The following is a 21,400-nucleotide window of genomic DNA, read 5'->3' as shown; positions in this document are numbered from 1 at the left end:
GGCGGCCCTCGCGTCAGAAAAAGCGGGGGCCGATACAGTTCAGGTCAAGCTCATCAAGCCTTGCCGAGATAGCGGGGCGCCTCCTGGCGCACCAGTTCCAGCGCATCTTGCAGCTCCAGCAGCTCGGGTTCCAGCTCGCTCACCGGCACGCCGTCACGCAGCTGTTGCTCCAGCTGGGAGAGCAGCCGTTGCAGCCCAGGCACCCCGGAATAGGCACAGCCACCGTTGAGGCGATGGAGCTGGGCCAGCACCTCGCTATCTTCAATTTCGCCAGCCAGCGCGCTATCCAGCACTGGTTCCACTTCGTCGAAACTGGCCAGCAGCATGGTCAGCATCTCTCTGGCGAGATGCTCTTTCCCCGCCGCTTGCCGCACCGCCAGTGCCCAGTCGATCTGTTGGGCACCATTATTCTGGTGGCGGCGATGGGCAAAGTCGGTGATGAGCTGGGCCAGCATGCTTTCGTCGATGGGTTTGGCCAGATAGTCGTCCATCCCCTGCCGGATCAGCCGCTCCCGTTCTCCGGGGATGGCGTGGGCGGTCACCGCCACGATCGGGGTGGTGGTGTTGAGGGACTGGTTGCGGATCGCCTGGGTGGCACTGATGCCATCCATGATCGGCATCTGGATATCCATGAAGATGATATCGAACGGTTGGCTCTGTGCCTGTTTGACCGCCTCCTTACCGTTTTTGCACACCACCACCTGACTCACCATCTCCTTGAGCATGGCGGCGATCAGTTTGAGGTTGGCGGCGTTGTCGTCCACTGCCAGCACCTTGATTGGCTGCAACTGGCGCGGCGCAGGCTGGGCTGGCAGCTTCTGGCGGCTCGATTCCGGCGAGAGCAGAGCGTGCAGCAGCTTGCGGTGGTTGACCGGTTTGGAGAGACAGTGCTGGGCGCCATGGGCCAGCATAGCTTCATAGAGCGCCGGCTCGTGGCTGCTGAGCAGCACTATGGTGTTCTGCTGCTGGCCGTTCAGTCTGTCGAGGCGGCCGAGCACTTGCTGCGGCGTATGCAGGGTGCTGCTGCCGATGATCACCATCTCCTGCTCGCTCATCTCGGGCCAGGGATCATCGCTGGTCAGTGGGTGCACGTCGAGGTGCCACTCCGCCAGCAGGGCGAGCAGAGAGGCTTGCGCGAAGGGATCCGGTTCCAGCAGCCAGAGCCGTTTGCCACGGATCCGATCCAGCGGTAGTTGATCGGTCTGGGGCAGGGGGGAGACCTCCACATCCAGACTGAAGGAGAAGATGGAGCCCTTGCCGAGCTCCGATTCGAAGCGGATCTGGCCGCCCATCTGCTGCACCAGCTTCTGGGTGATGACGAGGCCCAGGCCCGTGCCGCCATAGCGGCGGGAGATGGAGGAGTCGGCCTGATTGAAGGCCTGGAACAGCTGATGTTGCTGCTCCTGGGAGATACCGATGCCGGTATCGCGGATCTGGACGTTGAGCCTCACCTTGTGGTTGCCACTGCCGGTCTGCTCGATATGGACATCCACGTTGCCCTGTTCGGTGAACTTGATGGCGTTGCCGGTGAGGTTGGTCAGCACCTGTTGCAGACGCATGGGGTCGCCGGTGAGGTAGTCCGGCACATCGGCATCCACCCGCAGGGAGAGCTCCAGCTGCTTGTCGTGGGCGCTGGGGCCGAGCAGGTGCATGGTCTCATTGAGGGTATCGCGCAGGCTGAAGGGGATATGCTCCAGCTGCAGCTTGCCCGCTTCCAGCTTCGAGAAGTCGAGGATGTCGTTGATGATGCCAAGCAGGTTGCGCGCCGACTTCTCGATGGTCTGCATATAGTCGGTCTGGCTCGGAGTCAGGCTGGTTTTCAGTAGCTGGCGGGTAAAACCGATGACCCCGTTGAGCGGGGTACGCAATTCGTGGGACATGTTGGCCAGAAACTCCGACTTGACCCGCGCCGCCTCCTGCGCCCGTTTCTTGGCCATGTCGAGCTCGACGTTCTGGATCTCGATCTGCTCCAGGGTTTCGCGCAGGTCAGAGGTAGCCTGATCGATATTCTGCTGCATCTCTTCGTGATATTCGGAGAGCGCCTTGGCCATGGCGTTGATGCCGTTTTTCAGCATATCCAGCTCGCCGGTGAGCTGGCCGCTGACCCGGGTATCGAGCCGCCCCTCCCTGATCTTGTGCACTGCCTGCACCATGTTGGTGATGGGCTGGGTCACGCTCTTGACCAGCCGGAAGCCAAACAGGGTGCTGAAGGCCACCCCGATGAGCACCATGATCACCGCAAAGAATGTGTCGCGGTACTGTAGCAGCATGGCCCGATCGGTCGCCATCTGCATCGAGATGTAGCCGATCATCGGCGGCTCCACATCGCTGGGCAGCGGGAAGCCATCCAGACTGGTTTCAGCCTGGATCGGGGTGCGCAAAATAATGTCGTCCCCCTGAAACGTCACGCTGGTCAGATCCGGAATGGGTTCGCCATCGGGCAGCCTGAGCCGGGTGAAATCCCGGTGGTAGTTCGAGGTGACGAACAGCTGGTTGTCCTGGGTGAAAACCGCGATGGACTTGATGAAGGGGGAGTTCTTGCGATGGGTCAGGCCAATCAGCCGCTTGAGGGATTCTCGGCTGTGCTGGGTCATCCCGTATTCACTGGCGATCGCCAGCGGTTCGATAATGTTGATCCCCTGATCAATGAGGTTGTTTTCCAGCTGCTGGTAGCGGTGGAAGGTGAAGTAACCGGCCATCAGGCCACCGATGATCAGGGTCGGCAGGATGGTGAAGGCGAGAACGCGTGCTCTCAGGCCATATTTGGTCATACGAACAGGCCACCAGTGAACAGGGTTGGCGATAGGGTTGATGGCAATACACGGGCTCTGTGGCCGTATTTGGTCATACTATTATTCTTGTGGGACAATACCCGGCAGCAGATTCCACAATCATGACATAGCCACCTATAGGCACCAAGTTTTATGGCCCAGTTTTTCAAGCCCCAAAAGAAGTCCACCCAGCTCCAACGCATTGAATTTACGATAGACACCCTCGATCACCACTGCGTCGGTATCGGTCGCCATCAGGGCAAGGCGATCTTCGTCGAAGGGGCACTGCCCGGCGAGACCGTCAAGGCACGCATCACCGAAGAGAAAAAGCAGTACGGTCACGCCGCCTTGCAACAGGTGGTGACCCCGGCGGCCAATCGTATCGCCCCCTTCTGCAGCCACTATCGCGAGTGCGGCGGTTGCAGTGCCCAGCACATGTCGGTTACCGATCAGCAAGCCGCCAAGGCGGCCGGACTGGTCAGCCTGTTCGAGCGGTTGGGCAACATCAAGGCGCCGGTGCTGGAGCCGGTACTGACCGGTGAAGATCGTGCCTACCGCCGGGTCTGTCGTTTGGCCATCAAATTTGACAAGAACGGTCGCTGCACCCGGGTCGGTTTCCGCCGTCGCAACAGCAACGATCTGGTGGAAATCGAAGGGTGCCCGGTACTGGCCGAGCCGCTCTCTGCGCTGATTGCCCCGCTGCGTGAGTGCCTCAATCGCCTCAAGAGCCAGCGCGAGCTGGGTCATGCCGAGCTTATCCAGGCCGAGCAGGGGATCATGATGCTGCTGCGTCACACCGGCCGTCCCAATGAGGCGGACCGCGCCCTGCTGGTTGAGTTTGCAAAAGCGCAGGGGATCGACCTCTATCTGCAGGCGGCGGATGATCGCATCGAAGCGCTGCAGCAACAATTTTCCCCATCCTACTCGCTGGATGGCCTGTCTCTTGCATTTGCTCCCGGTGATTTCATTCAGGTCAACGGCCCCATCAACCAGAGCATGGTTGAGCAGGCGCTGACATGGCTCGGGGCGAGCAAGGATGACAAGGTGCTCGATCTCTTCTGTGGCATCGGCAACTTCACCCTGCCGCTGGCCCGTCAGGCTCGCGAAGTGGTGGGTGTGGAAGGTGAACTGGCCATGGTGCAGCGGGCCGAAGAGAATGCCCGTCGCAACGGCATCACCAATGCCCGTTTCTACAAGGCCGACTTGAGCGATGACATAGTCGGCATGTCCTGGGCGCGGGAAGGGTTTGATCTGGTGCTGCTGGATCCGGCTCGCCCCGGCGCGCTGGAAGTGATGGGACACGTCGTGAAACTTTCACCCAAGCGGGTGGTCTACGTCTCCTGTAACCCGGTCACCCTGGCGCGGGACAGTCAGGTACTGGTGAAAGGGGGTTACCGTCTGGTGCGCCTCGGCATGCTCGACATGTTCCCTCACACCGGTCATCTGGAGTCCATGGCGCTGTTTGAACGGGAGTAAATGACTCATCAGTTCGGCGATGCCGGATAGGTCATCCGGCATGTTCGTTACTCTTTGAGCAGGTGTGTATATGAAGTAATCCTGCTCATCGGTACGGCGATGCGGATGTGTAATCTGGCATGTCTGCGGCTGTTTGAGCTGGTGTGATTGGGGTAATCTAGACCCTCGTCGTTCGGCAGGGCCTGTTGGTGCGCTCTATTGTCTTTCTGGACAATATGCCTTGAAAAGTGCGCTGGATATCCCCATTTGAGGCAATCTCATGAGGGGAGAAAGTGACAGCTTTCGGCCCGATAATTTAAAGGATTGATACCATGGTTGCGGTTCGCGATATTCATTTGAAAGACAACTTCACCCTGGAAGAGTGGGTCAGCTCGCTCTCCTTGAGTGACAGTGAAAAGGATCAGCTGCGAACCGTCTACCAGTATTGTCTGACGCTCGGTGACGAGGCGCTGACCAGCAAGCTGCTGGTACGCGGCATCGAAATGGTGGGCATCCTGCAGATGCTCAGCATGGATATCGGTACCCTCAAAGCCGCCATCATCTACCCCTTCGTCGAAGCCGGTCTCATCAGCCAGGAGCGGATGGACGAGGACTTTGGCTCCAAGATCGCCAAGCTGGTGGAAGGGGTGCTGGAGATGGAGGCCATCCGCTCCCTGCAAACCCTCCATCGCAGCGAAACCTCGCCGGAGCAGGTCGACAACGTGCGTCGCATGTTGCTCGCCATGGTCGAGGATGTGCGCGCCGTGGTGATCAAGCTGGCGGAGCGGATCGCCTGCCTGCGGGAAGCGAAGACGGCAGATGAAGAGACCCGGGTGCTGATGGCCCAGGAGATCACCAACATCTATGCGCCGCTCGCCAACCGTCTGGGCATCGGCCAGCTCAAGTGGGAGCTGGAAGATCTCGCCTTCCGTTACCTGCACCCGGATACCTACAAACAGATCGCCAAGCAGCTCGACGAGAAGCGGCTCGACCGCGAGCGCTATATCCGCGAGTTTGTGCAATCCCTGCGTAATGGGTTGAAAGAGGCGGGAGTTGACGCCGAGGTGTACGGTCGGCCGAAACATATCTACAGCATCTGGCGCAAGATGCAGAAGAAGCACCTCGAGTTCAACGAGCTGTTCGACGTGCGCGCGGTGCGGGTAGTGACCAAGCGGCTGCAGGATTGCTATGCGGCGCTCGGTATCGTCCATACCCAGTTCCACCACATTCCTCGCGAGTTTGACGACTATGTCGCCAACCCCAAACCCAACGGCTACCAGTCAATTCACACCGTAGTGGTGGGGCCTGAGGGGAAGACGGTCGAGATCCAGATCCGTACCGACCAGATGCATCAGGATGCCGAGCTCGGCGTCGCGGCGCACTGGCGCTACAAGGAAGGGGCACAGGCTGGCGGCAAGGCCAACACCTTCGAAGACAAGATCGAGTGGTTGCGCAAGCTGCTCGCCTGGCAGGAAGATCTCTCCGAGAGCGGGTCCCTGCTCGAAGATCTGCGCAGTCAGGTGTTCGAGGACAGAGTCTACGTCTTCACCCCGAAAGGGGATGTCATCGACCTGCCGGCTGGCGCCACCCCGCTCGATTTTGCCTATCACGTCCACAGCATGATCGGCCACCGCTGCATCGGCGCCAAGATTGATGGCCGCATCGTGCCGTTTACCTATGCGCTGCAGACCGGCGATCAGGTGGAGGTGATCACCCAGAAAGAGCCGAACCCGAGCCGCGACTGGATGAACCCCAACGCCGGCTTTCTGCGCTCCAGCCGGGCGCGGGCCAAGGTGGCGACCTGGTTCAGAAAACTGGATCGGGACAAGAATATCGTGGCCGGTCGCGAGCTGTTCGAGAAGGAGCTGGATCGCCACAACCTCAGCATGTCCAAGATCGACAAGGGCAACATGCTGCGCCGCTTCAATCTGGAGAGCACCGACGATCTGCTGGCCGGTATCGGCAGCGGCGACATCCGCATCAACCAGGTGCTCAACTATCTCGACACCTGCTACAACAAGCCGACGGCGGAAGAGGAAGATCGCCGCTTGCTGGAGAAGCTGGAGCAGAAGGCCAATGCGCCGATGCGCCACAAGCCCAAAGACCACATCGTGGTGGAAGGGGTCGGCAATCTGATGACCCATATTGCCCGCTGCTGCCAGCCCATTCCGGGGGACTCCATTCAGGGCTTCATCACCATGGGGCGCGGCGTATCCATCCACCGGGAAGATTGCGAGCAGCTCAAGGAGCTGTCACGGCGCAACCCGGAGCGGCTGATCGATGCGGTGTGGGGGGAGAACTACTCCGGCGGCTATGGCCTCACCATCCGGATCATCTCCAACGATCGCTCCGGCCTGCTGCGCGATATCACTACCGTGCTGGCCAACGAGAAGATCAATGTGATGGGGGTGCGCTCGCGCTCCAACGTGCGCGAGCAGACCGCCGAGATCGACATGGAGCTGGAGATTTACAACATCAACGCCTTCAACCGGGCGTTGGCCAAGCTCAGTCAGCTTAACGACGTGATCAGCGCCAAGCGGCTTTGATATCGAACCGACCGGCCCCAGTGGCCGGTCTGTATTTATGACCCTTTTTGAACGAATCGAAAGCGAATATCCCATGTCCCAACGTTACGATCTGCCCCAACTGCTCGACATCATGGCTCGTCTGCGCGATCCGCAAAACGGCTGTCCCTGGGATCTGAAACAGGACTTCCAGACCATAGTGCCGCACACCCTGGAGGAGGCCTACGAAGTGGCCGATGCCATCGAGACCGAAGATTGGCAGGGGCTGAAAGGGGAGTTGGGTGACCTGCTGTTTCAGGTGGTGTTTTACGCCCAGCTGGGTAAAGAGCGGGGCTTGTTCGACTTCGCCGATATCGTGGATACGGTGAGTGAAAAGCTCATTCGCCGTCATCCCCACGTTTTTTCCGATGCAGATCTCTCCAACGAGCAGGCGGTAAAAGCGAACTGGGAGGCGGAAAAAGCCAAAGAGCGCGTTGCCCTCGACAAAGAGAGCGTGCTGGACGATATCCCGCAGGCGCTGCCTGCCCTGACCCGCGCCGCCAAAATTCAGAAACGCTGCGCCACTGTCGGTTTTGACTGGAAGACGTTGGGGCCTGTGGTGGACAAGATCCACGAAGAGATCGACGAGGTGATGGAAGAGGCATTGATGGCCGATGTGGACGAGGCGCGGGTGAGCGACGAGCTAGGCGATCTGCTGTTTGCCACCGTCAATCTGGTGCGTCATCTGGGCAAGGATCCGGAGCAGGTACTGCGAGGCGCCAACGCCAAGTTCGAACGTCGTTTTCGTCAGGTTGAGCAGATAATCGCCGCAGAAGGCTTGAAAATGACCGATTGCACCCTCGAAAAGCTCGATGCCGCCTGGGATAAGGCGAAGGAAACCGAGCAAAGTTGATTTGGCGCAAGATGGGGGGGCGGTGAGCCTGATAGATTTTTGCTCATTGTTTGGGAGAGGGGTTTTTGGTATACTGTTTCCCCGTCCTGCTTCATCCCCGAAGCACCCCTTAAAATTCCCTAAACTTCTTTCAGGTTCAGCATGACGACCAAATATATTTTTGTTACTGGTGGCGTTGTTTCATCCCTCGGCAAAGGCATTGCCGCAGCTTCTCTGGCAGCCATTCTGGAAGCCCGTGGTCTGGATGTGACCATCATGAAACTGGACCCGTACATCAACGTGGATCCGGGCACCATGAGCCCGACCCAGCATGGTGAAGTGTTCGTAACCGAGGACGGGGCCGAAACCGATCTGGATTTGGGCCACTACGAGCGTTTCATCCGCACCAAGATGACCCGTCGCAACAACTTTACCACCGGCCGTATCTACGCCGACGTACTGCGTAAAGAGCGTCGTGGTGACTATCTGGGCGCCACCATTCAGGTTATCCCGCACATCACCAACGCCATCAAGGAGCGGGTGATTGCCGGTGCCGAAGGCCATCAGGTTGCCATCGTCGAAGTGGGCGGTACCGTAGGTGACATCGAGTCCCTGCCGTTCCTCGAAGCCATTCGTCAGCTGGCTGCCGAAGTGGGCCGCAACAACGCCATGTTCATGCACCTGACGCTGGTTCCTTACCTGGCTGCTGCCGGTGAAGTGAAGACCAAGCCGACCCAGCACTCCGTCAAAGAGCTGCTCTCCATCGGTATCCAGCCGGATGTGCTGATCTGCCGCTCAGACCGTGCCATTCCGGCCAACGAGCGCGCCAAGATCGCCCTGTTCTGCAACGTGCCCGAGCGCGCCGTCATCTCCATGAAAGACGTCGACTCCATCTACAAGATCCCGGCACTGCTCAAGTCCCAGAATCTGGACTCCTACTTCACCGAGCGTTTCGGTCTGGAGTGCAAAGAAGCTGATTTGTCCGAGTGGGAACAGGTTATCTACGAAGAGGCCAACCCGACTGGTGAAGTAACCATCGGTATGGTCGGCAAGTACGTCTCCCTGCCGGACGCTTACAAGTCCGTCAACGAGGCGCTCAAGCACGGTGGTCTCAAGACCCGTCACTCCGTCAACATCAAGTACATCGACTCTCAGGATATCGAGACCCGTGGCGCCGAGCTGCTGGAAGGTCTGGACGCTATCCTGGTGCCGGGTGGCTTCGGTGAACGCGGTGTGGAAGGCAAAATTCTGGCTGCCCAGTATGCCCGCGAGAACAAGATCCCCTACCTGGGTATCTGCCTCGGCATGCAGGTTGCCATGATCGAATTCGCTCGCAACGTGGCGGGCATGGAAGGGGCTCACTCCTCCGAATTCAAGAAAGATTGCGCGTACCCGGTCGTCGGCCTCATCACCGAGTGGGTGGATGAAGAGGGCAACATCGAGACCCGTACCGAGAAGTCCGATCTGGGCGGTACCATGCGTCTGGGTTCCCAGCTCTGCCACCTGGTCGAAGATTCCAAAGTGCGTCAGATGTACGGCAGCCCGACCATTTACGAGCGTCACCGTCACCGTTACGAAGTAAACAACAAGCTGCTGCCGCAGATTGAAGCGGCAGGTCTGAAAGTGACCGGTCTCTCCGCCGACAAGAAGTTGGTGGAAATCATCGAGATCCCGGATCACCCCTGGTTCGTGGCTGCGCAGTTCCACCCGGAGTTCACCTCTACTCCCCGTGATGGCCACGCTCTGTTCGCCGGTTTTGTGAAGGCGGCAGGCGAGTATCAGAAGCGTAATTTGAAGTAATTGAAAATAAATGCGGTTGGGGCACTGTGCCACAGCCGCTTTTTTTGGCATATTTTTGTTGTTTTTTTACGAAACCTGAGGAAATACACATGTCCAAGATCGTTAAAGTGATCGGTCGTGAAATCATCGACTCCCGTGGTAACCCGACCGTTGAGGCCGAAGTTCACCTGGAAGGTGGTTTTGTTGGTATGGCAGCCGCTCCGTCTGGCGCGTCCACCGGTTCCCGCGAAGCGCTGGAACTGCGTGACGGCGACAAGAGCCGTTTCCTGGGTAAAGGCGTGCTGAAAGCCATCGAAGCCGTAAACGGCCCGATCGCTCAAGCTCTGCTGGGTAAAGATGCCAAGGACCAGGCCACTGTCGACCAGATCATGATCGACCTCGACGGTACCGAGAACAAATCCAAGTTCGGCGCCAACGCCATCCTGGCTGTTTCCCTGGCTAACGCCAAAGCTGCCGCTGCTGCCAAAGGCATGCCGCTGTACGCCCACATCGCCGAGCTGAACGGCACCCCGGGTGTTTACTCCATGCCGCTGCCGATGATGAACATCATCAACGGTGGTGAGCACGCCGACAACAACGTCGACATCCAGGAGTTCATGATCCAGCCGGTTGGCGCCAAGACCCTGAAAGAAGCCGTTCGCATGGGCGCAGAAGTGTTCCACAACCTGGCCAAAGTGCTGAAGTCCAAGGGCTACAACACTGCAGTTGGTGACGAAGGTGGTTTCGCTCCGAACCTGAAATCCAACGCCGAAGCGCTGGAAGTTATCGCTGAAGCCGTTGCCGCTGCCGGTTACAAACTGGGCACCGACATCACCCTGGCTATGGACTGCGCTGCTTCCGAGTTCTACGACGCAGAGAAGAAAGAGTACAACCTGAAAGGCGAAGGTCGTGTCTTCACCTCCAACGGTTTCTCCGACTTCCTGGCTGACCTGACCACCAAGTTCCCGATCGTCTCCATCGAAGATGGCCTGGACGAATCTGACTGGGAAGGTTTCGCCTACCAGACTGCTGAACTGGGCAAGAAAATCCAGATCGTGGGTGACGACCTGTTCGTAACCAACACCAAGATCCTGAAGCGCGGTATCGACAACGGCATCGCCAACTCCATCCTGATCAAGTTCAACCAGATCGGTTCCCTGACCGAAACTCTGGCTGCCATCAAGATGGCCAAAGACGCTGGCTACACTGCCGTCATCTCCCACCGCTCCGGTGAGACCGAAGACGCGACCATCGCCGACCTGGCTGTTGGTACCGCTGCTGGCCAGATCAAGACCGGTTCTATGAGCCGTTCTGACCGTGTTGCCAAGTACAACCAGCTGATCCGTATCGAAGAAGCTCTGGGTGCGAAAGCTCCTTTCCGTGGTCTGAAAGAAGTTAAAAACCAGGCTTAATTTGCTGGTTTGCCAGCTTCGGCTGGAATGAAAAAAACCGGAACCCTTGGGTTCCGGTTTTTTTATGGCTGCTGTTCGAGCCAGCGTTGCAGATGCTGCACAAACAGCGCGGGCTGCTCGATGGGGTAGAGGTGCCCAGCGTGCGGCACCTGCAAGCGATCGCAGGCGGGAATGGCGTTGCCAATAGCCTCACAGACCAGCGCAAACAGCGCTCTGGTATCTGCGCCCTGCACGATGCAGGTGGGCATGTTGAGCATGGCAAGGCGCCCGGGTGACCAATCTGGTCGCTCGCTCTGGCTCAACTGCTTGGGCAGGCTGTCGGCTTCTGCCAACTGTGCCTGCTGCCACTTGAGCGGTTGTGCAGCAAAATAGCCTGCATAACCACCCGAACCATCGATCAGGATCGCTACGGCCTCTTGCAGCAAGCCTTCCCCAACCTGGCCAAACACGGGGCCAAACATGGCTCCGGCATCGGCCATAAAGGCAGCGATCCCCTGTTCATCGAGGGCACCCGGGCAGCCTGGCTCAACCAGATATAGGCTTATGAATTGCTCCGGAGCCATCAGGGCCGCGGTCAGGGCAACATCCGCCCCGTATGACCAGCCCGCCAGATGCACTGGCCCGCACGGCAATTGTTCCAGCAGAGCAAGCAGATCGATGGCGTGGGTCTCCAGACCAAATGGCCCGTTTTTGCCCGCCTCGCCAAAGTGGCGCAGGGTGGGAGCATAGACGGTGTAGTGACGTGAGAGCTGCTCGATATGTTCGAGCCAGAGGGTATGGTTGGCCAGCGCGCCATGGATCAGCAGCAACGGCTCGCCCGAACCGGCCTGCAGGCAGGGCAGCGGGCTGTCATTGACGATAAAGGTGTGAGTCTGTGATTGCATATCAACGCCTCCCCGGCGTGTCATAAGAGCACAAGAGTATATGACAAGCGCCCTGTGGCCGGTAAGAAGCCTCTTTCAGGCTGGCATAAGCAAAAGTTGGGTCATTATCGGAAAATCCATAAATCCAGCTTATATTGACTCCGATGTGCCTTGGGTTGCCCCAAGGCTGCCGATATCAACCCCGCAAGGGGGTCTTCCGATCCTTGTTTAGTTTGTGGCGGGGGATTCAGGATTGTCAGAATAGGCTGCGCTACTCGAGCCTAGGAGCTAAATGATGTCGTTCAATAACAATGTTTTCTAGATCTGCCTGAGTAAACTCAGTTACATAAGGATCAATACCCACTATTTGTCGAATAAAACGAATTATGGATTCATTTCCAGCTATATCAAGGCGTTGTGAAAACTCCCATGCTGATAAAGGTTTTCCTTTTTTAACATCATGAGTGTAATTGTGTGAATCTTCAAAGTTTTGAACTGAAACGTAACGTCTTACAATTCCAGGGAATCTTGCATTACTACTCTCCATTTGAGCCCAAATGATTTGGTTAAGAGTCCATGCACTATTTGCTTTTGGTGTTTGGTCGTTTTTCAACAAAACATTTCCTTGTATATCATACTGATATCTACAATCGCTATCATGGATTACATGTTGCTTTATTTTAAAGTGCGATAGGACTTTAACAAAAAATGGAATGTTATTTTTCGTGCCAGTATTTAAAACGAAAATATCTTTTTCAGGATAGTGATCATGCAAGAGTTGCCTTACGACTATTGCTTCAGTATCCCCTTCAACCAATATAACTTCATCAGCAAAAAATGTTTCGCAGATGTGTGGGTTAAAGCGGTTTAACATTAATATGCGGTCTCTATTCTCTCCCTGAGAATCGAAAACATCATCACCAACTTGATGTATGATGGTTGTTCCATCATCATTTGAATTCAAACGAGCTAAGGTAGTATGAGGTTTTGATAAATCAATGAGCTGAGGGTTGTGCGATGCACATAAAATTTGAAATTTTGATGCTCGACAAAGAGAATATAAGGTATCTCTTAATAATCTGATCCGTTTAGGATGAAGATATAACTCAGGCTCTTCAAACAATATAATGAATTCTTTCTTCACTCCCTCATTTTCATCTTCTGGGTTATAATCATTTTTAGATAGACCCAAGAAATTAAACATTGCTTGACGAATTACACCATGCCCGTGTGAGTTAAAATCACTTTTACCATCTTGTCCTTCATGGTTAATAGCAACACAAAATTCTTTATCTAATGCTTTAGTTACGTCAACGCTTTGACCGATTAGAGGAGAGATAGATAGAGATAGTTCAGGGAAAACTTTTTGAAAGTTAGAATTGGCTTTGTTAGCAAAGCCTCTAATTAGATCAGTTTCTTCAATTTGAGTCTGAAGTTCATTCAGTTTATCAAGAGCCTCTTGATAAATATCAGCATGCTCCGTTGATAGAGTATTTAATACTTGTTTTTTAATTGTATCAGTAATCCATTTGCTTAAATCCTCTGGCGTTGGCATAGCAGGTATTACGATTGGAGTTGGAGCCTCTTTTGCCAAATGAGAATCGAAGCCACCAAAACCATTATTAACAAATTCTCCTTCAACGGGGTCGAATGTCTCTTTTTGTCCTTCTACTCCTGCACTAACCCATGTTTTTCTAAATCGGATTTCGTTTTGAGCAGATACCCATCGATTAAGACCTTTACGCTCGAATACCTCCTCATCACCGACTTCTTTTGTAAACACCATTTCCATCCTAATAGTGTTTTCCTCATTAAATCTGTGAAAATCTGATAAAACACTCTTTTTCTTAGGTGTTACAAAGTATTCATAGGCTCGTAAAAATGTGGACTTACCTACATTGTTTTGGCCAAAAATAAAAATAATATCAGAGTCATTAAACTCCAACACATTATTCTCACCATTAATGTTTCTAAAACTGATTACTTTCAAAGATTTTATTTTCATTTTCACCAACTATTATTTTAATTGTGAGACTAGAACTATGGGAAAGCTAGGGCATCATTATTTTTAGTGAGGCGTAGTTGCCTCGTTATAGCATGGCGATGCTGATATCATTTATGCTCTGTTCTTTTCCTAAAACCGAATTGCCACCGAATCCACACTGCGTTTTGCCTCGCCGTGATAAACCGCTTCGATATTATTGCCATCCGGATCGAGGACAAAGGCTGCGTAATAGCCGCGGTGATAATTTCGCTCACCGGGGGCGCCGTTATCTTTGCCGCCATTGGCCAGTGCGGCCTGATAAAAGCGATCCACCATGGCGCGATCTTTTGCCTGAAAGGCGAGGTGGTGGCGACCGGTCAACACCCCCAGTGCGGCGGGGCTATCGACAGCGGTGACAAACAGTTCGTCTGCCCAGAAGTAGCCCTCACCTGTGCCGCCCAGCGGAATATCGAGGCTGGCCAGGGTTGCGGTGTAAAAGCGCTGGCTGGCAGCCAAATCTTTGACCACCAGCTGGATATGGTCGATTAAGCGACCTCGATACAGGGTTTGTGTTTCCATACACCACCTTGATTTGCATGTTGTGGGTGAGTCACCGGCTTGGCAGGCAGGGGAATTGGCATGGCTACCGCCCCTGAATTTCAGCCTCCAGTCTGCTGCGGTTCACCAACGGGATGGGGTTGGCATGGCTCATGGGAGACTCCGACGAGGCAATTGTTGCCAAATGGCAATATTAACCATGGCACTGTGGATAGAAAGCTCAATATTGAGGATTTCTGTTCAAGATCAATAAATTAATCAAATCTCACCCACGATTGATGACGCGCCGAGATAGCGTGAACAACCATTCTTGAGCTATCACCATAGAATATTCATGGTAATATCTGGCTTGAACCAGCATAAAACTCTTTGTTATTGTCCGCATCCCCCGCTGAAATAGCTTATTTATCTATAAATCAACAAGATAGCATTATGCGGTGGCGTCGCGGGGGCATCTGCTATCGGGAAGGAGAGTTATGAAGTCGCAGTTCAAAGTGGCGCTGGCCATGTTGGCCCTGTTCGTCGTCCAAGGCTGCACAGCCCCGGATTCATCCACCAAGCGCAATGCACCCGGCCCAGTGCTGACGGTGCATTACGAAAGTGCCCCCCTGATCCCCGTCACCATCGCCGGTGAGCAGTACCAGTTTTTGCTGGATACCGGGGCCAGTATCACCTTTATCGATCGTCGTCTGGCCAGTCGCTTCAAGGCGCTGACCTTAAGCGAGTTGCCCAGGGCCTATCAGGCTGATTTTGCCAGTGTAAGCAGCGTTTCGAGTCAACTGGGCAGCGAGCAGCTTGGCTTTGTTGAGCCGCAGCCCTTCTCGCTGGGGTCGGTCACCATTGATGACAGCGATCTGTGGGCAACCGTTGATTTCGATCTTTTCTCCCAGTCTCTTGGCAGCCGTATCGATGGCATCCTCGGGATCGACACCATCCGCCGTTTCAACTGGGTGTTTGATCGCGACAAACATCAGCTCACGGCTTTGCTGACGGCACCGTCGGCAGCCACCTTCGAGCGTTGCATCGGCTATGAAGATAGCTACAACCGCTCCCCGGCAGTGTATCTGACCCACGGCGAGAGCAGCGTGCGCATGTATCTGGATACCGGGGCCGATCAGAGCTATGCCGACCATGCCTTTATCGACTTTATGGCCAGTCAGAAGGCGATCTCTGGCGAAGATGCCTCGCCACGCAAAGGGGTGGACGCCAGCGGTATGGTGGAGGGGCGTGACCATATCCTCACCGGCCTGCATTTTGATGAGCGCCAGCTCGGTGAGCTGCGCGTGTCGGAAAACAGCAATGAGCAGTATGGTCTGGGGCTGGATTTTGTTAACCGCTTCAATCGCTTTGCGATCATGCCCGGGCGGATGATGCTCTGCTACGACGCCGATAGCCTGGCGCGCAAAGTGCCGCCAATCCTGCGCAATATCGGGGTGCGCTTTGATGGCAAGCATCTGCAGGTCTACTACAGCGATGAACGGGATCTTGCCCCCTATGGTCTGGCCAACGGCGACATTCTGGAGCAGATCAACGGGGTGGCTTATCGTCCCCTCGAGATCGACAAGGTGCGTGAACTGCTCAGCACTAGCCAGCCGGGGTCGCTCAAGTTGCGGATTGTGCGGGAAGGAAAACCGCTGGATATCGCCATCTAGTCAAGGCGGGGGCGGCAAGATGAGCCGCCCCTATGAGCTTCAGCCCTTGGTTGGATTTTCCATGCAGGTGAGGGTTGGCTGGCCGTAACGCTCCAGCGTGGCGTCGTCCCCCTTGGTGAAGAAGGTGAGATTTTGCCCTTCATAACGGGCGCCGCTGGCGCTGGGGGCTTCATAGGCGAGCACTTGTTGCTGCTTGTCGCCCTCGCTCAGGTTGATCACCGCGGCGGGCAGCTTGGCATCGTTATAGAAGTAGGTAGAGAGAGTGACGCTCTTGCCGCACTGGTAGTTGACCGGTGCCGGCACCATCAGCTGGCCGCCGCTGATCTGCAGTTCGGTGATCCGCAGCAGGTAGTTATCCTCCACACACTGGCGCAGATCCTGCCCCTTCCAGCAGTCGTTGCGACCTTTGATCCAGCCGCGCTGCATGGCGCGCTCGGTCTTGAGCTGTTCGGGAGAGAGCGCGGCAATCGCCTTGGGGTAGAGGGCCGCCAGTTCATTATCAAGGGCGGCCAGTCCGGCATCCTTGCAGATCAGGGTTTCGACCGACCCGGAGGCTTTGGTGCAGTCAAAGGAGGGGGTTGCGGCGCTGGCCAGCAGAGGGGCAAACAGCAGGGTGGCAAGCAAGGTCTTGTTCATCGATAGATTCCAGCACTGAGGAGGGCATATCTGCCTACTACAGCACACTCTACAGGGCAATGCAGCTGTGGGGGCGAGCGCACTTGCACTGCTGAATGGCTGCCAAACGGAAAAACCCGACACTCCTGGCCGGAATGTCGGTTTTTTTGTGGCCGCGATAAAGGGGGAGGCGGGTTGCCCGGTTGATCAGGCCAGCGCCAGTTGCTGACTGCGGGCGCGCCACAGCCGCTCGTGGAAGAAGAACACCACGGTGTTGATGGCCGGTTCGATCATCGCCATCACGCCGCCGGTGAGCAGCTCGCCGCTCAGCAGGAAGGCAACCCCGAAGGCCACCGAGAAGTGGACCATCGCGAAGCTGCTGGTCTTGGCCTGCAGGCTGTGATTTGGTTTGAGCTTGTGCCAGCCAAGGTCATGAAAGTAGAAAGCGACCGTGTTGACGGCGGGCTCGATCAGGGCGATCAGGCTGGCGGTCAGCAGTTCACCGGTCAGCAAGTAGGCCACGGTAAAGGCGACACCGAAGTGCAGGATGGCAAAGCTGATGGTCTTTTTCATGATGGCGGCTCCCTCTGTTGATGATGAGAGTATCCGCCGAAATGAGATTAAATGAAAACTATTCTCATCTATTGCCAGAATAGAGAGAACCTATCAACGGGAGAGTGGCCGGTGCGGTTCAGCGGTTGCCAATCGCAACCAAGGCGATAAAGTACAGGTTCTTCACACTTGCCCATGAAAAAGGATCTTTCATGAATATCAATGCCACCCTGCTTGGCCAGTTCATTGCGTTGCTGATGGTCATCGTCGGCCTCATCGCCTGGCGACTGGCGCGCCGCAAGAGCGAGCATCCGGCGCTGATCACCCTTATCTGCTCCCTGCTTTGTCTGTTTCCGCCCTTTGGCCTGCTGGCCCTGTTGCTGGTTGCGCTGAAACAGGATCTGCCCGCCCGCTCATAGGGCGCGCAGGTTCAGGCTGCCGCACACACCGGCCGCACCAATAGAAAAAGCCCCGTGATGGGGCTTTTGCTTTTGAACTCGGTGAGCGCCGTAGGGGCGGGGGATCAACCCTCGGCCTTGTTGAGCCACTCCACCTTGTACTGGGCGCCGGCACCCTGCGCCAGCTTGGCGCACAGCGGTTTGAGGAAGGCTTCGATCTGCTCGTCCAGCATCCAGGGCGGGCTGATGATCAGCATGCCTGAACCGTTCATGCCCCAGTCGGCAGTCTGACCGGCCACTTCCAGCTCGGCCACCAGGACGTTGCCGAAGTTCTCTCGCTTGATGGCGCGCAGCATGTCGCGGGATTTGTCTGCCTCTTGCCCGAGGATCGGATACCAGAGGGCGTAGATGCCGGTCGCCCAGCGTTTCTGCGCCTTTTTCAGGGTATCGACCACCGCGAAGTAATCTTCTTTGAGCTCATAGGGCGGGTCGATCAGCACCAGCCCGCGGCGCGGGGTCGGTGGCAGCAGGGCGATCAGCCCCTCGAAGCCGTCACGGTGGTGCACGGCAACGCGGGGGTCGTAACCCATATTGGCTCGCAGATCGTCCACTTCGTTGTTGTGCAGCTCCATCAGCGCCAGCTTGTCCTGCTCGCGGGTGAGGCGACGGGAGAGCTCCGGCGAGCCGGGGTAGTAGTGCAGCTCGCCATCGCTGTTCATCTCTTCGATGACGCCGAGATAGGGGGCCATGGCAGACCATTGGGCCCGCTCGTCCCACAGGCGGCCGATGCCATCGGCATACTCGGCCTTCTTCTGGGACCAGTCGCCGCGCAGGTCGTAGAGACCGCCACCGGCATGGGTGTCCAGCACGATGAAGGGTTTCTCCTTCTTCTTGAGGGACTCGATGATCAGGGCCTGAACGGCGTGTTTCAGCACGTCGGCATGGTTGCCGGCGTGAAAGGCGTGGCGGTAGCTCAGCATATTAGATCTCTGAGGGGGCCCTGCTGGGCACCCAGTAACGATAGATAGTTCAACAAATTGCGGCTGTTGCCGCGAAACAGGGAGAGGCTGCGCAGGGTCTGCAACAGGACGCCCTGTTGCAGCCGCTCCAGCTCCAGTTCGTGGGCCAGCATCGACTGATACTGCTGCTCGTCGAGTCGCGTCTTGGCGCTCTGGCGCAGGGCGCGCCACGGGGTCAGCACCGCTTCGGTCTGCACCAGCGCCGGTTGCAGGTCGGTCAGATCGACCACGATGCCGAGTTGATCGAGCCGGTGCAGCAGCAGCGCCAGATTGACGTTGCCCCCCTGCTCCTGCACGGTGAGCCAATCCTGGCTGCGCTCACCATAGACCTTGCCGCTCCAGTGCCAGAAGCCGATCGGCGTCGGCAATTCGTGGACCGCGACCCGCTCGCTGGCCATCAGCTGTTCGTCACGCAAAGAAGGCTTGCTCCATGGTTTCCAGCTCTTCGGAGAGGCTCATCCACTCCAGCTCCACCTCTTCCAGCTGCTCCTTGAGGGGGCCCTGGGATTTGAGCAGTTCGGAGAGCTTGGTTTTAGCGCTCTCTTCGTAGATGGCGGGGTCGGCCAGCTGATTCTCGATGTCGGCCAGCTTGCCCTGTAGCTTCTCCATGCTCGCTTCGAGCTTTTCCAGCTTCTGGCGCAGGGGACGGGTCGCTTGCCGAAACTCCGCCTCGCGCCGTTTCTGATCCTTGCGCGCTACCGCCGAGTTGGCGGAGACCGGGCCATCGGCCGGTTTGGCGTTGGCCTCTTTCTCCTGCTCGCCGAGCCACTTGTGGTAGTCGTCGAGATCGCCGTCGAACGGCTCGACCCGGCCACCGTGCACCAGATAGAAGTCATCTGTGGTGGTACGCAGCAGGTGACGGTCGTGGGAGACCACTACCATGGCCCCTTCGAAGCCTTGCAGCGCCATGGTGAGGGCGTGGCGCATCTCCAGATCCAGGTGGTTGGTCGGTTCATCGAGCAGCAGGAGGTTCGGCTTTTGCCAGGTGATCAGCGCCAGCACCAGCCGCGCTTTTTCGCCGCCGGAGAAGGGGGCCACCTTGTCGAGCGCCTTGTCACCGTGGAAGCCGAAGCTGCCCAGATAGTTGCGCAGCTCCTGCTCGGTCTTGTCCGGCGCGAGGCGGGCCAGATGATCGAGCGGGGAATCATCGAGACGCAGGGTCTCCAGCTGATGCTGGGCGAAGTAGCCGATGCTCACCCCGGCGCTCACTTCGAGCTTGCCGGAGAGCGGCGGGTTGGAGCCCGACAGCATCTTGATAAAGGTGGACTTGCCGGCGCCGTTGCGACCGAGCAGACCGATGCGCGAACCCGGTACCAGATTGAGTTTGATCTTCTCCAGGATCACCTTGTCACCGTAACCGGCAGAGAGGTTCTCCATGGCGATCAGCGGGGTCGGCAGGGCAGACGGCTCGCGAAACTCGAAGCTGAATTCGGAGTCGGCGTGGGCGGGCAGGATCTTCTCCATCCGCTCCATCGCTTTCAGGCGGCTCTGGGCCTGACGGGCCTTGGAGGCCTTGTAGCGGAAGCGGTCCACATACGCCTGCATGTGGGACATCTCCCGCTGCTGTTTCTCGTACATGGACTGCTGCTGGGCCAGCTGTTCGGCGCGCTGCAGTTCGAAATCGGAGTAGCCGCCGGTGTATTCGTTGAGCTTGCCGTTCTCGATATGGATGATGCGGCTGATGACCGAATCGAGGAAATCGCGGTCGTGAGAGATGAGCACCAGCGTGCCCTGATAGCCCTTGAGCCACTTCTCCAGCCAGATCACCGCATCGAGATCCAGGTGGTTGGTCGGTTCATCGAGCAGCAGCAGATCGGAGCGGCAGAGCAGCGCCTGGGCGAGGTTGAGGCGCATGCGCCAGCCACCGGAGAAGCTGCGCACCGGCGAGCTGAGTTGCTCGTCGCTGAAACCGAGGCCGTGCAGCAGTTCGGCGGCGCGGGCGCGAATGCTGTAGGCGCCTATGGTATCGAGGCGACCGTGAAGCTCGGCTACCAACAGGCCATTGTCATCCTGCTCGGCTTGCGCCAGCTGGGCTTCCAGCGAGCGGAACTCCTTGTCGCCGTCGATCACATACTCAAGCGCGGAGCAGTCGAGCGCCGGGGTCTCCTGCGCGACGCCTGCAATCTGCCAGCCAGCGGGCAGGCTGAAGGTGCCGCTGTCGATGGCCAGCTCGCCCCGTACCAGTGCAAAAAAGGTGGACTTGCCACAGCCGTTTTTGCCCACCAGACCCACTTTGTGGCCGGGGTGAATGGTGGCGGAGGCGTTGTCCAGCAGCTTGCGGCCGCCGCGGATCAGTTCGATTTGACTGGCAACTATCATGGGTGGGATCTGCTTGCTCAAAATGGAGGAGAAAAACTGGCGCGGATCTTACGTGAAATGACGCTGATTTGCACTGTAGCGAAGGGCTGGCCACTGGCTGGCGCTGCAAAAACATGCCATAACAGAGAAACCAGTTTGGTTACGGGAGGTTAGCATGCATATCAGGGATATTATGACGACCCGGGTCGCCACCGTTTCAATGGATGATCGACTCAGTGTCATCAAGGATATCTTCGAGCAGGCTCACTTTCGCCACCTGCTGGTACTGGAGGAGGGTGAGCTGGTGGGGGTCATCTCGGATCGGGATCTGTTCCGTGCCATCAGCCCCTATCTCGACTCCGAAGCCGAGATGAGCCGTGATACCGAAACCCTCACCAAGCGGGCTCATCAGATCATGAGCCGCCACCCCGTCACCATCGCCCCCCATCTCACCGTGCGCGACGGCGTCAAGCTGATGCTGGAGAAGGGGGTCTCCTGCCTGCCGGTGCTGGAGAATGGCGCCCTGGTCGGCATCATCAGCTGGAAAGATTTTCTCAAGGCGGCGCTGGAGAGTGACGCGCTGGTTTGAGCCGACGCTCATCGCCATCAGCTGACAGAGAACCAATATAGAGAGAGGGGAGCCAAGGC

17 protein-coding genes are annotated in these 21,400 nt (G+C 57.0%); 8 read left to right on the top strand and 9 right to left on the bottom strand.

Annotated features, from left to right (window positions below):
- Window positions 1-53: 53 nt before the first annotated feature.
- Complete coding sequence (gene barA / locus I6L47_RS10095; protein WP_042052370.1) at window positions 54-2,771, bottom strand: two-component sensor histidine kinase BarA; 2,718 nt, start codon at window positions 2,769-2,771, stop codon at window positions 54-56.
- Between the two features lie 153 nt (window positions 2,772-2,924).
- On the opposite strand from barA, the gene rlmD reads away from it, so the two are divergent.
- The 5 genes from rlmD to eno all read left to right on the top strand — a co-directional run bounded on the left by rlmD (window position 2,925) and on the right by eno (window position 10,813).
- Window positions 2,925-4,247 (top strand): 23S rRNA (uracil(1939)-C(5))-methyltransferase RlmD, encoded by a 1,323-nt coding sequence (gene rlmD, locus I6L47_RS10090; protein ID WP_216949255.1) that lies wholly within the window; start codon window positions 2,925-2,927, stop codon window positions 4,245-4,247.
- Window positions 4,248-4,558: 311 nt separating this feature from the next.
- A complete protein-coding gene (relA, locus tag I6L47_RS10085) occupies window positions 4,559-6,772 on the top strand; it encodes a GTP diphosphokinase (protein ID WP_005335588.1) in 2,214 nt (737 codons plus the stop codon).
- A 73-nt stretch (window positions 6,773-6,845) separates the two neighbouring features.
- Entirely contained in the window at window positions 6,846-7,643 is a 798-nt protein-coding gene (gene mazG, locus I6L47_RS10080) for a nucleoside triphosphate pyrophosphohydrolase (protein ID WP_216949254.1), read from the top strand.
- A gap of 141 nt (window positions 7,644-7,784) precedes the next feature.
- Window positions 7,785-9,422 (top strand): glutamine hydrolyzing CTP synthase, encoded by a 1,638-nt coding sequence (gene pyrG / locus I6L47_RS10075; RefSeq protein WP_005343329.1) that lies wholly within the window; start codon window positions 7,785-7,787, stop codon window positions 9,420-9,422.
- Window positions 9,423-9,511: 89 nt separating this feature from the next.
- Window positions 9,512-10,813, top strand: coding sequence for a phosphopyruvate hydratase (gene eno / locus I6L47_RS10070; RefSeq protein ID WP_005335583.1), 1,302 nt, complete (start codon window positions 9,512-9,514; stop codon window positions 10,811-10,813).
- A gap of 62 nt (window positions 10,814-10,875) precedes the next feature.
- On the opposite strand, the gene I6L47_RS10065 is transcribed toward eno, so the two are convergent.
- From I6L47_RS10065 to I6L47_RS10055, 3 genes are all read right to left on the bottom strand, one after another.
- Window positions 10,876-11,697 (bottom strand): alpha/beta fold hydrolase, encoded by an 822-nt coding sequence (locus tag I6L47_RS10065; protein WP_216949253.1) that lies wholly within the window; start codon window positions 11,695-11,697, stop codon window positions 10,876-10,878.
- Window positions 11,698-11,947: 250 nt separating this feature from the next.
- A complete protein-coding gene (locus tag I6L47_RS10060) occupies window positions 11,948-13,681 on the bottom strand; it encodes an ATP-dependent endonuclease (RefSeq protein WP_216949252.1) in 1,734 nt (577 codons plus the stop codon).
- 129 nt (window positions 13,682-13,810) lie between these two features.
- Complete coding sequence (locus tag I6L47_RS10055; protein WP_216949251.1) at window positions 13,811-14,239, bottom strand: VOC family protein; 429 nt, start codon at window positions 14,237-14,239, stop codon at window positions 13,811-13,813.
- 455 nt (window positions 14,240-14,694) lie between these two features.
- Between I6L47_RS10055 and I6L47_RS10050 the strand changes: the two genes are divergently transcribed.
- Window positions 14,695-15,870 carry a retropepsin-like aspartic protease gene (locus I6L47_RS10050; RefSeq protein ID WP_216949250.1) on the top strand — a complete coding sequence of 392 codons (1,176 nt, stop codon included), beginning with the start codon at window positions 14,695-14,697 and terminating at the stop codon, window positions 15,868-15,870.
- A 39-nt stretch (window positions 15,871-15,909) separates the two neighbouring features.
- On the opposite strand, the gene I6L47_RS10045 is transcribed toward I6L47_RS10050, so the two are convergent.
- Both I6L47_RS10045 and I6L47_RS10040 read right to left on the bottom strand, forming a co-directional pair.
- The gene (locus I6L47_RS10045; RefSeq protein WP_047439463.1) at window positions 15,910-16,506 is read right to left on the bottom strand and encodes an MliC family protein; all 597 of its coding nucleotides are present in this window, start codon (window positions 16,504-16,506) and stop codon (window positions 15,910-15,912) included.
- A 186-nt stretch (window positions 16,507-16,692) separates the two neighbouring features.
- Window positions 16,693-17,058, bottom strand: a complete 366-nt coding sequence (locus tag I6L47_RS10040; RefSeq protein ID WP_139443349.1) for a DUF2061 domain-containing protein — start codon at window positions 17,056-17,058, stop codon at window positions 16,693-16,695.
- 191 nt (window positions 17,059-17,249) lie between these two features.
- Here I6L47_RS10040 and I6L47_RS10035 point away from each other — a divergent pair, with 191 nt between their 5' ends.
- Complete coding sequence (locus I6L47_RS10035; RefSeq protein WP_043821654.1) at window positions 17,250-17,456, top strand: hypothetical protein; 207 nt, start codon at window positions 17,250-17,252, stop codon at window positions 17,454-17,456.
- A 104-nt stretch (window positions 17,457-17,560) separates the two neighbouring features.
- On the opposite strand, the gene I6L47_RS10030 is transcribed toward I6L47_RS10035, so the two are convergent.
- From I6L47_RS10030 to I6L47_RS10020, 3 genes are read right to left on the bottom strand one after another with little or no spacing between them, the layout of a single operon-like run.
- Complete coding sequence (locus tag I6L47_RS10030) at window positions 17,561-18,415, bottom strand: 23S rRNA (adenine(2030)-N(6))-methyltransferase RlmJ (protein ID WP_216949249.1); 855 nt, start codon at window positions 18,413-18,415, stop codon at window positions 17,561-17,563.
- Window positions 18,409-18,870 carry a DUF2390 domain-containing protein gene (locus I6L47_RS10025; RefSeq protein WP_005343337.1) on the bottom strand — a complete coding sequence of 154 codons (462 nt, stop codon included), beginning with the start codon at window positions 18,868-18,870 and terminating at the stop codon, window positions 18,409-18,411. Before I6L47_RS10025 ends, I6L47_RS10030 begins: the two co-directional genes overlap by 7 nt.
- Entirely contained in the window at window positions 18,863-20,773 is a 1,911-nt protein-coding gene (locus I6L47_RS10020; RefSeq protein ID WP_216949248.1) for an ABC transporter ATP-binding protein, read from the bottom strand. The genes I6L47_RS10025 and I6L47_RS10020 overlap by 8 nt, the downstream gene beginning before the upstream one ends.
- Window positions 20,774-20,927: 154 nt before the next feature.
- Between I6L47_RS10020 and I6L47_RS10015 the strand changes: the two genes are divergently transcribed.
- The gene (locus I6L47_RS10015) at window positions 20,928-21,341 is read left to right on the top strand and encodes a CBS domain-containing protein (protein WP_021229522.1); all 414 of its coding nucleotides are present in this window, start codon (window positions 20,928-20,930) and stop codon (window positions 21,339-21,341) included.
- Window positions 21,342-21,400 lie beyond the last annotated feature (59 nt).

The organism is Aeromonas sp. FDAARGOS 1417, from assembly GCF_019046985.1.
Classification (GTDB): domain Bacteria; phylum Pseudomonadota; class Gammaproteobacteria; order Enterobacterales; family Aeromonadaceae; genus Aeromonas; species Aeromonas veronii.
This window is presented reverse-complemented; position numbering and strand designations above follow the sequence as displayed.